Annotated in this window: 15 protein-coding genes; 5 read left to right on the top strand and 10 right to left on the bottom strand. The window is 70.9% G+C overall.

Translation table 11 applies throughout. From position 1 onward, the window contains the following. Nucleotides 1-333 (bottom strand): iron donor protein CyaY, encoded by a 333-nt coding sequence (cyaY, locus tag QM772_RS14940; RefSeq protein ID WP_415137806.1) that lies wholly within the window; start codon nt 331-333, stop codon nt 1-3. Between the two features lie 14 nt (nt 334-347). On the opposite strand from cyaY, the gene lptM reads away from it, so the two are divergent. After that, nucleotides 348-599, top strand: coding sequence for an LPS translocon maturation chaperone LptM (lptM, locus tag QM772_RS14935; RefSeq protein ID WP_415137804.1), 252 nt, complete (start codon nt 348-350; stop codon nt 597-599). After that, nucleotides 596-1,900, top strand: a complete 1,305-nt coding sequence (gene lysA, locus QM772_RS14930; protein ID WP_415137802.1) for a diaminopimelate decarboxylase — start codon at nt 596-598, stop codon at nt 1,898-1,900. The genes lptM and lysA overlap by 4 nt, the downstream gene beginning before the upstream one ends. Nucleotides 1,901-1,996: 96 nt before the next feature. Here the strand turns inward: lysA and QM772_RS14925 are convergent, their stop codons facing one another. The 5 genes from QM772_RS14925 to QM772_RS14905 all read right to left on the bottom strand — a co-directional run bounded on the left by QM772_RS14925 (nt 1,997) and on the right by QM772_RS14905 (nt 8,061). Beyond that, on the bottom strand, nt 1,997-2,596 hold the full coding sequence (locus QM772_RS14925; protein ID WP_415137800.1) for a sulfite oxidase heme-binding subunit YedZ: 600 nt from the start codon (nt 2,594-2,596) through the stop codon (nt 1,997-1,999). 4 nt (nt 2,597-2,600) lie between these two features. After that, nucleotides 2,601-3,596 (bottom strand): protein-methionine-sulfoxide reductase catalytic subunit MsrP, encoded by a 996-nt coding sequence (gene msrP / locus QM772_RS14920; protein ID WP_415137798.1) that lies wholly within the window; start codon nt 3,594-3,596, stop codon nt 2,601-2,603. Between the two features lie 157 nt (nt 3,597-3,753). Further along, the gene (ccsB, locus tag QM772_RS14915; protein ID WP_415137796.1) at nt 3,754-5,091 is read right to left on the bottom strand and encodes a c-type cytochrome biogenesis protein CcsB; all 1,338 of its coding nucleotides are present in this window, start codon (nt 5,089-5,091) and stop codon (nt 3,754-3,756) included. A gap of 19 nt (nt 5,092-5,110) precedes the next feature. Beyond that, nucleotides 5,111-7,246, bottom strand: a complete 2,136-nt coding sequence (locus QM772_RS14910) for a cytochrome c biogenesis protein ResB (RefSeq protein WP_415137794.1) — start codon at nt 7,244-7,246, stop codon at nt 5,111-5,113. 182 nt (nt 7,247-7,428) lie between these two features. Further along, the gene (locus QM772_RS14905; RefSeq protein ID WP_415137792.1) at nt 7,429-8,061 is read right to left on the bottom strand and encodes a c-type cytochrome; all 633 of its coding nucleotides are present in this window, start codon (nt 8,059-8,061) and stop codon (nt 7,429-7,431) included. Between the two features lie 65 nt (nt 8,062-8,126). On the opposite strand from QM772_RS14905, the gene yihA reads away from it, so the two are divergent. Beyond that, nucleotides 8,127-8,900 (top strand): ribosome biogenesis GTP-binding protein YihA/YsxC, encoded by a 774-nt coding sequence (gene yihA / locus QM772_RS14900; protein ID WP_415137790.1) that lies wholly within the window; start codon nt 8,127-8,129, stop codon nt 8,898-8,900. A 57-nt stretch (nt 8,901-8,957) separates the two neighbouring features. Here the strand turns inward: yihA and QM772_RS14895 are convergent, their stop codons facing one another. Beyond that, the gene (locus QM772_RS14895; protein WP_415139608.1) at nt 8,958-9,263 is read right to left on the bottom strand and encodes a DUF488 family protein; all 306 of its coding nucleotides are present in this window, start codon (nt 9,261-9,263) and stop codon (nt 8,958-8,960) included. Between the two features lie 64 nt (nt 9,264-9,327). Here QM772_RS14895 and QM772_RS14890 point away from each other — a divergent pair, with 64 nt between their 5' ends. Then, on the top strand, nt 9,328-10,242 hold the full coding sequence (locus tag QM772_RS14890) for an alpha/beta fold hydrolase (RefSeq protein ID WP_415137788.1): 915 nt from the start codon (nt 9,328-9,330) through the stop codon (nt 10,240-10,242). Nucleotides 10,243-10,249: 7 nt separating this feature from the next. Here the strand turns inward: QM772_RS14890 and QM772_RS14885 are convergent, their stop codons facing one another. Both QM772_RS14885 and QM772_RS14880 read right to left on the bottom strand, forming a co-directional pair. Then, nucleotides 10,250-11,116, bottom strand: coding sequence for a lysophospholipid acyltransferase family protein (locus QM772_RS14885; protein ID WP_415139606.1), 867 nt, complete (start codon nt 11,114-11,116; stop codon nt 10,250-10,252). Then, the gene (locus tag QM772_RS14880; RefSeq protein ID WP_415137786.1) at nt 11,110-11,940 is read right to left on the bottom strand and encodes a lysophospholipid acyltransferase family protein; all 831 of its coding nucleotides are present in this window, start codon (nt 11,938-11,940) and stop codon (nt 11,110-11,112) included. Before QM772_RS14880 ends, QM772_RS14885 begins: the two co-directional genes overlap by 7 nt. A gap of 141 nt (nt 11,941-12,081) precedes the next feature. On the opposite strand from QM772_RS14880, the gene metK reads away from it, so the two are divergent. Continuing rightward, entirely contained in the window at nt 12,082-13,263 is a 1,182-nt protein-coding gene (gene metK, locus QM772_RS14875) for a methionine adenosyltransferase (protein ID WP_415139604.1), read from the top strand. Between the two features lie 8 nt (nt 13,264-13,271). On the opposite strand, the gene QM772_RS14870 is transcribed toward metK, so the two are convergent. Then, the gene (locus tag QM772_RS14870) at nt 13,272-13,835 is read right to left on the bottom strand and encodes a C40 family peptidase (RefSeq protein ID WP_415137784.1); all 564 of its coding nucleotides are present in this window, start codon (nt 13,833-13,835) and stop codon (nt 13,272-13,274) included. Between the last annotated feature and the right edge of the window lie 32 nt (nt 13,836-13,867).

Here is a 13,867-nt window from a genome sequence, read left to right as displayed (position 1 = left end):
CTACGCGGGGTCGAAGCGCAGCGCCATGCCCGCGTGCTCGCTGGCGCTCTGCGACAGCCGCTCGAAGAATTCCTCGCCCGTCTTGGTGTCGCGCCACGCGCCGTCGGCCAGCCGGTAGTGGTAGCCGCCCGAGCGCGCGGCCAGCCAGACCTCGTGCAGCGGCTTCTGCAGGTTGATGACGATCTGGCTGCGGTCGGGGAACACCAGCGTGATCATGCCGCCGACGCGCTGGTTGTCGATGTCGGCGTCGGTGCGCTCGTTGAGGCGGTCGCACTGCGCCTCGACGGCGCTCAGCAGGGCCTCGGCACGGTCCAGGTACTCAAGATCGGTCATTACAATTCCAGTCCATGTCGTTCCAGCCGGTGCACCGAATCATTCTAGCCACGGGCCTGGCGCTCGCGGGGGCGGCCATCCTTTCGGCCTGCGGGCAGAAAGGGCCTTTGACCATCCCCGACACGCCCGCCGCGCAGCAGCGCGCCACCCTGCCGCAGACGGTGTTCGGCGGCGCCCGCGCGCCGGCGCCGCCCGCCTCCGCCGCATCGGCCCCGCCACGCCCGGTGCCGGTGCCGGCGCTGCCCAACGTTCCCGACATCCAATGACCCCTGCCGCCCCGAGCCCGGCGCCCCTGCCCGGCGCGCCCTTCGTGTCCTATCGCCATGGCCAGTTGATGGTGGAGGACGTGGCCCTGGCCGATCTGGCGCGCGCGCACGGCACGCCGCTGTTCGTCTATTCCAGCGCCGCCATCGGGCACGCGCTGGCGGCCTACCAGCGCGGGCTGGCCGGGCGCGACGCGCTGATCTGCTACGCCGTCAAGGCCAATTCGTCGCTGGCGATCCTGAAACTGCTGGCCGATGCGGGCTGCGGCTTCGACATCGTCTCCGGCGGCGAGCTGGAGCGCGCGCTGGCGGTGGGCGCGGCGCCGGAGAAAATCATCTTCTCGGGCATCGGCAAGACGCGGCAGGAAATGCGCCGCGCGCTGGAAGCCGGCGTGGGCTGCTTCAACGTCGAGAGCCTGGCCGAGCTGGACGTGCTGAGCGAGGTGGCCCAGGGCTGTGGCCGGGTGGCGCCGGTCAGCATCCGCGTCAATCCCAACGTCGATGCCAGGACGCACCCCTACATCTCCACCGGGCTGAAGGGCAACAAGTTCGGCATCGCGCACGAGCAGGCGCTGGCCGCCTACCGGCGCGCCGCCAGCCTGCCCGGCCTGCGGGTGGCGGGCATCGACTGCCACATCGGCTCGCAGATCACCGAGCCGGCGCCCTACCTGGAGGCGATGGACCGCGTGCTCGACCTGGTGGCCGCCATCGAGGCGGCCGGCATCCCGATCCACCACATCGACTTCGGCGGCGGCCTGGGCATCGACTACGGCGGCACGGACGACCCATCTCTGCCCCCCCCCGCCGACGCGCTGTGGTCGGCGCTGCTGGCGCGGCTGGATGCGCGGGGCTTCGGCAACCGCAAGGTGGTGATCGAGCCCGGCCGCTCGCTGGTGGGCAACGCCGGCGTGTGCGTGACCGAGGTGCTGTACATCAAGCCGGGCGAGCAGAAGAACTTCTGCATCGTCGATGCCGCCATGAACGACCTGCCGCGGCCGGCGCTGTACCAGGCCTTCCACCGCATCGAGCCGCTGGCGGCTCCGGCGCCCGGCGCGCCCGCCGTCATCTACGACGTGGTCGGCCCGGTGTGCGAGAGCGGCGACTGGCTGGGGCGCGACCGCGCGCTGGCGGTGGCGCCGGGCGAGCACCTGGCGGTGCTGTCGGCGGGCGCGTACTGCATGGCGATGGCCAGCAACTACAACACGCGCCCGCGCGCGGCCGAGGTGCTGGTGTCGGGCGCCGAGGCGCGGCTCGTCCGCCGGCGCGAGGGCGTGCAGGACCTGTTCCGCGACGAGCTGGCTTAAGCCCTCACGGCCAGCATACTCCCCGCATGCACGGCCTCCAGCGCCCGTCAATCGAGCGCCGGACGTACATACTCCCAATATTCCATCGAGAGCCGCTTACTTCGGCGCGAGATGCCGGTAGGCGCGCCAGCCCAGCAGGGCCGCGATGATGGCCGCGTACGCGCCCACCTCGGCAAAGTCGTTCTTGCCGCCGCGCATCCAGAAGAAGTGCAGCAGCGCCAGCCCCGCGATCAGGTAGACCAGCCGGTGCAGCGCCTGCCACTGGCGCCCGCCCAGCCAGCGCGCGGCGCGGTTGAACGAAGTCAGCGCCAGCGGCAGCAGCAGCAGCCAGGTGCCGAAGCCGACCAGGATGAAGGGCCGCTTGAGGATGTCGCGCGCGATGTCGGCCACGTCGAACCCCATGTCGAGCCAGCCGTAGGCCAGCAGGTGCAGACAGGCATGGAAGAACGTGAACAGCCCCAGCATGCGGCGGTAGCGCGCCAGCTGCGGCGTGCGGGTGAGCTGGCGCAGCGGCGTGACGGCGAGGGTCAGGCACAGGAAGCGCAGCGTCCAGTCGCCGGTGGAGCGGATCAGCGCCTCGGCCGGGTTGGCGCCCAGCCGGTCGGCCGCGGCCCCGTATATCAGCCACGCCAGCGGCAGCAGGCACAGGACGAAGACCACCGGCTTGGCGGCCGGGCGCAGCAGCCAGGCGCGCATGGGCTCAGTAATTTTTTTGGAGATCCATGCCGGCGTAGAGCTGGCCGACCTGCGCCTCGTAGCCGTTGAACAGCAGCGTCTTGCGCTTCTTGGCGAACAGGCCGTCCTCGCCGATGCGGCGCTCGGTGGCCTGGCTCCAGCGCGGGTGGTCCACGCCGGGGTTGACGTTGGAATAAAAGCCGTATTCGTTGGCCGCGGCCTTGTTCCAGGCGGTGCCGGGCTGCTTCTCGGCGAAGCGGATCTTCACGATCGACTTGGCCGACTTGAAGCCGTACTTCCACGGCACCACCAGCCGCACCGGCGCGCCGTTCTGGTGGGGCAGCACCTCGCCGTACATGCCGAAGGCCAGCAGGGTGAGCGGGTGCTGCGCCTCGTCCAGCCGCAGCGCCTCGACGTAGGGCCAGTCGAGCACGCGCGAGCGCAGACCGGGCATCTGCCGCGGGTCGGCCAGCGTCACGAACTCGACGTACCTGGCGCTGCCCAGCGGTTCCACGCGCTTGATCAGCGCCGACAGCGAATAGCCCACCCAGGGGATCACCATCGACCAGCCCTCGACGCAGCGCAGGCGGTAGATGCGCTCTTCCATCGGCGCGAGCGTCAGCAGGTCTTCGATGGCGAAGCGGCCGGGCTTGCCCACCAGGCCCTCGACCTCCACCGTCCACGGCCGCGTCTTGAGCGTGTGCGCGTGGCGCGCCGGGTCGTCCTTGCCGATGCCGAACTCGTAGAAGTTGTTGTAGCCGGCGGCGTCCTGGTAGCCGGTCGGCTTCTCCATGGTCATCGCGCCGGCCACCGCCGAGGGCGTGCCGGACAGCGCCGCCCGCTTGACCGGCGGGGCGGGCTGCGCCAGCGCCTCGCGCCCCGCCCAGCCCGCCAGCGCGGCGCCGGCCGCGCCGCCGGCCATCCGGCGCAGCCAGGCGCGGCGGCCTTCGTAGACGGCGCGCGGCGTGATGTCGCTGGCCTGGGGATGCACGAAGCCGGGGTCGCGGGGTCGGATCAGCATGGTGAAGCCTCGGAAGTCTGCGCCGGGGGCGCCGGGCCGTTGGAGCCGGGCACGCGCCGGTTCGTTCCGGCGGCCCGCCACGGCGGATGCTACTTAAACAATAGCTTCCAGCGCACGTCCTGCAAGCGCTGGAGCCCGATTTGCCTTGGAAAACGCGCTACAGCGTGCCGTAGCTGTGCAGGCCGGACAGGAACATGTTGACGCCGATGAAGGCGAAGGTCGTCACCGCCAGCCCCGCCAGCGCCCACCACGAGGCCACGGTGCCGCGCAGGCCCTTCATCAGCCGCATGTGCAGCCAGGCGGCGTAGTTCAGCCACACGATCAGAGCCCAGGTCTCCTTCGGGTCCCAGCTCCAGTAGCCGCCCCAGGCTTCGGCGGCCCACAGCGCGCCCAGCACGGTGGCGATGGTGAAGAAGGCGAAGCCGACGGCGATGGACTTGTACATCACGTCGTCCAGCACCTCGAAGCCGGGCAGCCGCGCGGCGATGCGCCGGCGGCCCAGCAGGATGCCCCCCACGATCAGCGCCGCGACGATGGCGTAGCCCAGCCAGTAGCTGCCGCCCGCCTCGCCCACGCCGCGCTGGCGGAAGGCGATGGGCACGAAGCACAGCGCGATGCCCAGCAGCCAGATCGGCGTCAGCCGCCACCAGCGCGTCTCGCCGGCCTGCTGCTTGACGAGGTAGGCGAAGGCCACCATCGCCGCCAGCGAGAAGGTGCCGTAGCCGATGAAGTTGGCCGGCACGTGCAGCTTCATCCACCAGCTCTTGAGCGCGGGCACCAGCGGCTGGATCTCGTGCGCCTCGCGCACCAGCGTGTACCACAGCAGGAAGCCGACCGCGGCGCTCACCACCAGCATCGCGAAGGCGCCGAGCGCGCGGGTCTTGTACTGGGCCTCGTAGTACAGGTAGAACAGCGTCGTCAGCCAGCAGAACAGCACGAACACCTCGTACAGGTTGCTGACCGGGATGTGGCCGATGTCGGGGCCGATCTGGTGGCTCTCGTACCAGCGCACCAGGGTGCCGATCAGCGCCAGCGCGACGCCGACCCAGGCCAGCTTGCTGCCGATGCCCTCGAACGCGCCGGACTGGCCGCGCGCGAACATGCCCACCCAGTAGAACGCGGTGCTCATGAAGAAGATCATGCTCATCCACAGGATGGCCGACTGGCTGGAGAGGAAGTACTTGAGCCAGAACACCGTGTCGCCGCGCCGCAGGTCGCCGCCGTAGGAGACGATGGCCAGCAGCGACAGCGCCGCCACCACCAGCATCAGGTTGCGCAGCGGGCGCCAGAACCAGCCCAGCCAGACCAGCACCGGCACGGCGCCGGCCAGGATGGCCTGCTCGTAGCCGTCCATCGCCGCGTGGTACTTCTGGAACGCGAACAGCGCGCCGGCCACCGCCAGCAGGGCGAACAGCCAGTCGCCCCAGGTGCGGCGGGAGAGGAAGCTCTCGTTCAGCGTCAGCGTGGCATTGGCGGGTGCGGTCGTGGTGTTCATCGCTCGTGCATCCTCGTGGTCAGGACGGATTCAACAGCCTGTGCCGCAGCTGCTCGAACTCACGGTCGGCGTCCAGCGTCCTGCGGTTGGACGACAGCGCCATGGTGGCGCGGGCGCCCGCGCCTGCGCCACCATGCTCGGGCGCCAGCCATACCCAGACGCGGCGCTCGCGGATGTACAGCATGGCGAACACGCCCAGGATCAGCAGCAGGCAGCCCAGATATACCACGTTCTGCCCCGGCGCACGCGCCACCTGGAACACGCTGGCCTGCACCTGGGTGAAGTCCTTCAGCGCGAAGGCGACCGGCGCCGGGTACAGGCCGACGTCGGACAGCGCCAGCACCGCCTGGGTCATGAAGCGGGTGGTGTCCTCGTTCTCGGGCAGCGGCTTGCGGCCGTGCGCCTCGCGCGCCAGCGCGTTCAGCTCGTACAGGCTGCCGTTGAGGATGCGCAGCAGCACCTCGGCGGCGCGCTCGCGCTCGGCCTCGGGCACGGCGCTCTCGATGAAGGCGGAAATCGCCTGCAGCCCGCCCGCCGACGCGCCACCCACCGCCTCGGCGCCGGCGAACAGGCCCAGCGCCCGCGTGGCCGACTGCGCGAGCTGCTCGCCCAGCGCCGGCCGCGACGCATCGACCGCCTTGGCCGCGTAGCGGCGCACCGCGCGCTCGCGCTGCGCGGGGTCGGCCAGCGCCGCGCGCAACTGGATGAAGCCCTGGATCGAATCCTCGTCGTCGGCCGGCACGCGCAGGTAGCGGAAGGACTGGGCCGGCGTGTCGCGCACGCCCAGCAGAAACACCGGCGCGCCGTCGCCGGTGTCGACCGGCAGCATGTAGTTGTGGAACTCGCGCGCCTGGCCGGCGGCGTCGCGCAGCTTGTAAGTGATGCTGGGGCCGACGTTGCGCAGCGTGCGCTGCGTCACCGTCTTGTCGGCCGCGCCCAGGCGCTCGCTGAGGGCGTGGCCGAGATCGACCTTGCGCACGTCCACGCCGCGCTCGCCGCCCGACAGGTTCTCGACGTTGATGACGCGCAGGCCGGTGTATTCCAGCGTCAGCTTGTCGCTGCCGTTGGTGATCTGCGAGCTGCCGCCGATGGCGCCCTCCACCTCGAACGGCCTGGCCGAGCCGTTCATCGGCAGCGCCGCCAGCTTCACGCGCGAGCCGCCGTCGTCGAAGCTGCTCTGGTAGATGTTGATGCCCTTGAAGCTGGCCGGATGGTTGACCTCGACGCGCGCCGGGCGCTGCTCGCCCGTCGCCTTGTCGTGGATCACGATCTCGCTGGCGAACAGCTTGGGCATGCCGGTGGAGTAGTACTCGACGATGAACTTCTTCAGCTCCACCGAGAACGGCAGCTCCTGCAGCAGCACGCCGTCGGACTGGCTCAGGATGGCGGTGCTGGAAGCCGTGCCCTCGGCCACCACCAGGTTGCCGCGGAAGGCGGGGTTGCTCTCCGGCAGGCGGTGCTCGGGCCGCACCTCGGACACCAGGCCGCCGCCGCTGTAGACGCTCTTGCCGCCGAACCAGGTCAGGGCGCGCACGAACAGGTCGCCGTCGAACAGGCCGCCCAGGCAGATCAGCACGATGGCGCTGTGGGCGGCGATGTAGCCGATCTTGTTGGCGGTGCCGGCCTTGGCGGCCACCATCCAGCCGGTGCCGGCGGGCCGATCGCCACCAGTGGGGCGCTCCTGCAAACGCACCTTCCAGCCGGCGCCGGCCAGCATCTGGCCGATGCGCCGCGCCTCTTCGGCCGGCGCGCCGGCCAGCGCGCCTTCGGCCTTGTGGTGGAAAGCCTTCAGGCTGCCCTCGCGCACGTTCTCCTTGTAGCTGCGCACGTCGGCCAGGAACTTCGGCGCGTTGCGCGCGATGCACAGCGAGGTGCTGGTCACCAGGAAAGCCAGGATCAGCAGGAACCACCAGGCGCTGTAGACCGCGTTGAGCTTGAGCGCCAGGAACAGCTCGGCCCAGAACGGCCCGAACTGGTTGACGTAGTTGGCCGCCGGCTCGTGCTGCTTGAGCACGGTGCCGATCACCGAGGCGATGCAGATCACCGTCAGCAGCGAGATGGCGAAGCGCATCGACGACAGCAGCTCCACCCCCGCGCGCCAGGCGCGCGAGCCGCGGCGGACTTCGAGGCCCTGGGTGCTGGCGGATGCGGTCATGGATAAGAGGCGGCCGGCGCGCCCGGATCAGGCGCCGGCCGTTCGAGCCGGCATGGCGGGCGCGGGTTCACTGCGGGCCGCGATTTCTTGATCCATGTCGGTTCGATGGGGCTTCAAACAACGAGGCCGCGCACGGCGGTTCCGGCGCGGCCTGCGGTGGAAAGCGGGGAAGCCGGGCGGGTTCAGCGCAGGCCGGCGATGTAGTCGGCCACCGCCTTGATCTCGCGGTCGTTCATCTTGGCGGCCACGTCGCGCATGGGCAGGTTGTTGCCGCGCGTGCCGTCGCGGAAGCCCACCAGCTGCTTGACGGTGTAGTCGGCGTGCTGGCCCGACAGGCGCGGGTACTGCGCCGGAATGCCGGCGCCGTTGGGGCTGTGACAGCCGGCGCAGGCGGGGATGTGGCGGTCGGGGATGCCGCCGCGGTAGATGCGCTCGCCCAGCATCACCAGCGCGGGCTCCTTGGCGAAGCCGGGCTTGGCCTTCTGCGAGGCCAGCCACCAGGCGATGTTGCGCGCGTCGTCCTCGGTCAGCGTGGCGGCGAAGCCCTGCATCACCGGGTCCTTGCGGGCGCCGCTCTTGAACTCCAGCAGCTGCTTGAAGGTGTATTCCGGGTGCTGCTGCGCCAGGCTGGGCTGCAGCGGCACGGTGGAGTTGCCGTCCGCCGCGTGGCAGGCCACGCAGACCGCCGCGTAAGAGGCCGAGCCCTTGGCCAAGTCGATCTTGGGCGCGGCCGGCGCATCGGCGGCCACTGCGCTGGCGGACAGCAGCAACGCGGTCAGGAGGGCGGCAATCGCGGCTATCGGCTTCTTGGACATGACGTCTTCTTGAAAGTATGCGTGGGACGTGGGGAAACCATTCGATTCTACAATGCCCGCCACCCATGGCCCCCCCCGTTCCCCCCGCACGAACACGCGCGCACGACCTGGCCGCCGCCAGCGCCGCCGGGCGCGCCGCGCTGGGCTGGCTGCACACGGCGCGCTTCCTGACCACGGCCGCGCAGCTGCACCAGCTGCCGCCTCTGGAGGTGCCCGAGATCGCCTTCGTCGGCCGCTCCAACGCCGGCAAGTCCACCGCCATCAACACGCTGACGCAGCAGACGCAGCTGGCCTACGCCTCCAAGAAGCCGGGGCGCACGCAGCACATCAACCTGTTCGCGCTGGGCCGCCAGGGCGCGACGGACGCCGTGCTGGCCGACCTGCCCGGCTACGGCTACGCGGCCGTGCCGCAGGCCGACAAGGAGCGCTGGCAGCGCGTGATGGCCAACTACCTCGTCAGCCGCCCCAACCTGGCCGGCGTGGTGATGCTGTGCGACCCGCGCCACGGCCTGAAGGAGCTGGACGAGGTGCTGCTGGAGGTGATCCGCCCGCGCGTCGAGCAGGGCCTGAAGTTCCTGGTGCTGCTGACCAAGGCCGACAAGCTGAACCGCAGCGAGCAAACCAAGGCGCTGTCCATCGCCCGCTTGCAGGTGGGCGGCGGCGAGGCGATGCTGTTCTCGGCCCTCAAGCGCCAGGGTGTGGAGCAGGCGGCGCTTTGGCTGCGGGCGCTGGTGGACGAGGCCGCGCCGGCGCTGGACGAACCCGGCGAACCCGGCGAACCCGGCGAATCAGGCGAATCAGGCGAATCAGGCGAATCAGGCGAATCAGGCGCAGAATAGGCCGCCAGCGCCCGTCCAGCAAGCGCCGACAGCTATTCTTTCAATAGCTCACAGGCTTCATGCGATCTTCGCGCCGCGCTCGGCCAGCCGCGCGCGCAGGATCGATCGGTGGCAGCGCGCCTCGTGCTCGCAGCAGCAGCCGACGGAGAAGTTCGCCCCGTGCGACAGCGCCGCCAGCACGTCGAGCGTGCGCGCCGCGTCGAGCTCGGCCATGGCCCTGCGGAACGCGCGCGTGCACCGCGCCCAGCCCTGCTTCGGCTGCGCGCTGTCCGGCTCGGCAGCCCGCGCGCAGGGCCATGATGTTCTCCTTGCGGCCTGCGCGCCGCGCCGCTTACCATAGCACGGCGGCGTACCCGCATCAATGGCATAAACAGGCTCCAGCGCTTATCCATAAAGCGCCGGCAGCTATCAATAGAGGAGCATACGGATGATCGAGACCTGGCTGGCCGAGCTGCCCCACGGCATCACGCTGAGCTGCCGCGCGACAGGCGAACGGGGCCGTCCGCTGATGATGTTCCTGCACGGATTCCCCGAGGCCGCGTTCGTCTGGGACGAACTGCTCGCACACTTCGCCCGCCCCGAGCACGGCGGTTTCCGCTGCGTGGCGCCCAACCTGCGCGGCTTCGAGCGCTCCAGCGCGCCCACCGAGGTGGAAGCCTACAAGGCGCCGCTGCTGATCCAGGACGTGATGGCGCTGGCCGCGCAGGAAAGCGCAGGCGGCCGCCTCCACACCCTGGTGGCGCACGACTGGGGCGGCGCCTTCGGCTGGGGCGCGGCCGCCGCGCACCCGGACCGGGTGGAGCGCCTGGTCATCATCAACTCGCCGCACCCCGGCACCTTCGCGCGCGAGCTGCGCGAGAACCCGGCACAGCAGCAGGCCAGCGCCTACATGAACTTCCTGGCCCGGCCCGACGCCGAGGCGCTGCTGGCGGCCGACGACTACAAGCGCATGTGGCCCTTCTTCACGCTGATGAAGGCCGGCCCCGACGGCTTCGGCTGGCTCACCGACGCGGTGAAGGGCCAGTACCGCGCCGTGTGGGACCAGGGCCTGACGGGCGCTTGCAACCTCTACCGCGTGACGCCGCTCAAGCCGCCGCTGCCCGGTGCCGGCATCGACGGCATTCCGGTGCCGCCGCGCGAGCGCCTGCTGGTGCAGGTGCCCACCCTCGTGCTGTGGGCGCTGGACGACGCCGCGCTGCTGCCCGGCCTGCTCGACGGCCTGGAGGACTACGTGCCCCGGCTGGAAGTGAAGAAGCTGCCCGGCGCCACGCACTGGGTGAGCCACGAACAGCCGCAGGTGCTGGCGCGCGAGATCGGCGCGTTCATCGCGCGCAACCCGTAGCCCGGGCTCAATAGATCGGCGGCTCTCCGGGCGGCCGCGTCTTGAAGCGCTTGTGCACCCAGTAGTACTGCTCGGGCACCTCGCGGATGTAGCCCTCCAGCCGCTGGTTCATGCGCCGCGTGTCGGCCTCCAGGTTGTCGCTGGGGAAATGCTGCCAGGCTGGGTGCACCCGCGCCTCGTAGCCGCCGGGTGTCATCCGCGTCACCACCGGCACCACGCGCGCCTGCCCCAGGCGCGCGAAGCGCGCCAGCGAGGGCACGGTGGCCGCCGGCACGCCGAAGAAGGGCACGAAGATCGAGTCCTCCGGCCCGAAGTCCATGTCGGGCAGCAGGTACAGCGCGCGGCCCTCGCGCAGCGAGCGCACGATGGGCTTCAGGCCCTCGTCGCGGTTGAGCAGGATCACGTCGCCGAAGCGCTGGCGGCCGGCGCGCAGCCAGGCGTCCACCACCGGGTCGGGCTGGCGGGTGTAGATGCTGCTGCCGTGCGCCAGCGCCTGCTGCATGACGGCGCTGCCGCCGGCGTCCATGCCGTAGAAGTGCGGCGCGAAGATGATCAGCGCGCCGCCCTGGCGCAGGTCGTCCACCGCGCCCGCCAGCCGGATGCGCCGGCGCACCACCTCGGGCGGGGCATGCCACACCCAGGCGCGGTCCAGGAACGCCTGGCTGAAGGCGATGAAGCTGCGCCGCGCCACGTCCGTGCGGTGCGCCTCGCTCCACTCGGGGAAGCACAGCCGCAGGTTGGTCAGCGCCACGTGGCGGCGCGAGCGCGCCAGCACGAACAGCACGCGGCCGATCAGGCTGCCGAGCGTCCGCAGCCACGACAGCGGCAGATGCGCCAGGGCGCGCATGAGCAGGACGCCGGGGTGGTTCATGATTCCTTGCGCGGGGTCTTGTAGCGCCCGTAGCCCCACAGGTACTGCTGCGGGCATTCGCGGATCAGGCGCTCCATCTCGCGGTTGATCTGCTCCACGGCCGGCGCCAGCTCGCCCGCCAACGGCTCGGCCAGCGCGCGGAAGTGCAGGCAGAAGCCCTGCCCGCCCGGCAGCCGCTCGCCCCACACCAGCAGCGGCGTGGCGCCGGTCTGCAACACCAGGCGCGCGGCCAGCGTCATGGTGTAGGCCGGCTGGCCGAAGAACGGCGCCCACTGGCCCATGCCGCCCGGCGGCACCTGGTCGGGCAGCAGGCCGACGGCGCGGCCGGCGCGCAGCGCCTTGATCATCTGGCGCACGCCGGCCAGGGTGGTGGGCGCGGTCTCCAGGCCCTCGCGCCGGCGCGCCGTCTCCACCACCTCGGCCAGCGCGGCCTGGCGCGCCGGGCGGTACAGCACGGTGATGGGGCCATATTGCGCGCGGTAGCGCTCGGCCAGGCCCTGCGCGGTGATCTCGAAACAGCCCAGGTGCGGTGTGAGGAACACCACGCCCTTGCCGGCCGCGTAGGCGGCATCGACCACGTCGGTGCCGTCCCACCGCATGGGCACGGGCGGGCCGAACCACAGGCGCGGCGTTTCCACCGCCATGCGCCCGGCGTGCGCCACCGCCGGGCGCACCTGGGCGAAGCGGTAGCCCGCCAGCGCGGCGTGCGCGGCGAAGCGGCGCCGGTAGGTGGGCGAGGCCAGCCAGGTCAGCCAGCCCAGCAGCGCGCCCACCGCGTGCAGCAGCGCCAGCGGCCAGCCGGACACGAGGCGATACAGGGCGAGCATGGGAGATTGATTAAAATGGTTGTGTCGCCGAGTTATGGAACTACTTGCAGGGCGACTTTAAAAAATGCTGCTAAAGCGTTCGCCAGTGCTCTCGCGGTTTGGCAACGCAACGTACAAACCCCTGGAGTTTATTCAATGGAACTGGCGAACAGCTTTCTCTTCACCTCCGAATCGGTCTCCGAAGGCCACCCCGACAAGGTGGCCGACCAGGTTTCCGACGCCATCCTCGACGCCATCCTCGCGCAAGACCCGCGTAGCCGCGTGGCCGCCGAGACGCTGACCAACACCGGCCTGGTGGTGCTGGCCGGCGAGATCACCACCAACGCCACGGTGGACTACATCCAGGTGGCGCGCGACACCATCCAGCGCATCGGCTACGACAACACCGAGTACGGCATCGACTACAAGGGCTGCGCCGTGCTGGTGGCCTACGACAAGCAGAGCAACGACATCGCCCAGGGCGTGGACCACGCCAGCGACGACCACCTGAACACCGGCGCCGGCGACCAGGGCCTGATGTTCGGCTACGCCTGCGACGAGACGCCCGAGCTGATGCCCGCGCCCATCTACTACGCGCACCGCCTGGTCGAGCGCCAGGCGCAGCTGCGCAAGAGCGGCAAGCTGCCCTTCCTGCGCCCTGACGCCAAGAGCCAGGTGACCATGCGCTACGCCGACGGCAAGCCGCACGGCATCGACACCGTGGTGCTCTCCACCCAGCACAGCCCCGACCAGAGCGAGACGCCGACCAAGATGAAGGCCAGCTTCGTCGAGGCCGTGGTCGAGGAGATCATCAAGCCCGTGCTGCCCAAGGAGTGGCTGAAGGACACGCGCTACCTCGTCAACCCCACCGGCCGCTTCGTCGTCGGCGGCCCGCAGGGCGACTGCGGGCTGACCGGGCGCAAGATCATCGTGGACACCTACGGCGGCGCCTGCCCGCACGGCGGCGGCGCCTTCAGCGGCAAGGACCCGACCAAGGTGGACCGCTCGGCAGCCTACGCCGCGCGCTACGTGGCCAAGAACATCGTCGCGGCGGGCCTGGCGCGGCAGTGCCAGATCCAGGTGGCGTATGCCATCGGCGTGGCCGAGCCGATGAACATCACCGTCTACACCGAAGGCACCGGCAAGCTCCCCGACGCCGAGATCGCCAAGCTGGTGCGCGCGCACTTCGACCTGCGGCCCAAGGGCATCATCCAGATGCTCGACCTGCTGCGCCCCATCTACCAGAAGACCGCCGCCTACGGCCACTTCGGCCGCGACGAGCCGGAGTTCACCTGGGAGCGCACCGACAAGGCCGACCTGCTGCGCGCCGAGGCCAACCTGTAAACGCAGGCTCAGGCGGCGAACACGCGCCGCCCGCCCTGGTAGCGCGGGCCGAAGTAGCGCCCCGCCACCGCCTCCTTGCGCACCGTGCCGCCGGTGGACGGCGCGTGCACGAACTGGCCGCCGCCGACGTAGATGCCCATGTGCGAGAACGTGGCGCCCGTGGTGTTGAAGAACACCAGGTCGCCGCGCTGCAAGGCGGCCTCCTGCACCGGCACCGTGGCCGCCGCCCACTGCGCGGTGCTGCGCGGCAGGCGGCGCGCGGCGCCTTCGGCCACCTGGCTGAAGACGTAGTGCACCAGGCCGCTGCAGTCGAACCCGCCCTGCGGCGTGTTGCCGCCGTAGCGGTAGGGCGTGTTGACCAGCAGCATGGCCTGGGCGACGCTGGCCTCGCGGCCGGCGGGGTCGAGATCCAGCGGCGGCCGGGTCGCGGGCACGGCCGGCGCGCGGCCCGCCGTGGGGCGCGGCGGCGCGCTGCCGCAGCCGGCCAGCGCCAGCGCGCCGCCCAGGCCCAGCAGCAGGCTGAGGCGCCGCTGCGCGGCCCATGCGTCCGCGCCGGGGTGGTTGATGGTCATTTTGGCCTCCAGCGCCCGTCCATCAAGCGCTG

The organism is Ottowia sp. (assembly GCF_047601385.1).
Classification (GTDB): Bacteria; Pseudomonadota; Gammaproteobacteria; order Burkholderiales; family Burkholderiaceae_C; genus Ottowia.
Note: the sequence above shows the minus strand (reverse complement) of the source record. Positions and strands in the feature narration are given on the sequence as shown.

Coding starts and splice junctions, on each gene's coding strand:
- QM772_RS14905 (WP_415137792.1), bottom strand. CDS start 8,061: ATGTCCAAGAAGCCGATAGCCGCGATTGCCGCCCTCCTGACCGCGTTG.
- lptM (WP_415137804.1), top strand. CDS start 348: ATGTCGTTCCAGCCGGTGCACCGAATCATTCTAGCCACGGGCCTGGCG.
- yihA (WP_415137790.1), top strand. CDS start 8,127: ATGGCCCCCCCCGTTCCCCCCGCACGAACACGCGCGCACGACCTGGCC.
- msrP (WP_415137798.1), bottom strand. CDS start 3,596: ATGCTGATCCGACCCCGCGACCCCGGCTTCGTGCATCCCCAGGCCAGC.
- ccsB (WP_415137796.1), bottom strand. CDS start 5,091: ATGAACACCACGACCGCACCCGCCAATGCCACGCTGACGCTGAACGAG.
- QM772_RS14925 (WP_415137800.1), bottom strand. CDS start 2,596: ATGCGCGCCTGGCTGCTGCGCCCGGCCGCCAAGCCGGTGGTCTTCGTC.
- QM772_RS14890 (WP_415137788.1), top strand. CDS start 9,328: ATGATCGAGACCTGGCTGGCCGAGCTGCCCCACGGCATCACGCTGAGC.
- QM772_RS14910 (WP_415137794.1), bottom strand. CDS start 7,246: ATGACCGCATCCGCCAGCACCCAGGGCCTCGAAGTCCGCCGCGGCTCG.
- lysA (WP_415137802.1), top strand. CDS start 596: ATGACCCCTGCCGCCCCGAGCCCGGCGCCCCTGCCCGGCGCGCCCTTC.
- QM772_RS14870 (WP_415137784.1), bottom strand. CDS start 13,835: ATGACCATCAACCACCCCGGCGCGGACGCATGGGCCGCGCAGCGGCGC.
- cyaY (WP_415137806.1), bottom strand. CDS start 333: ATGACCGATCTTGAGTACCTGGACCGTGCCGAGGCCCTGCTGAGCGCC.
- QM772_RS14880 (WP_415137786.1), bottom strand. CDS start 11,940: ATGCTCGCCCTGTATCGCCTCGTGTCCGGCTGGCCGCTGGCGCTGCTG.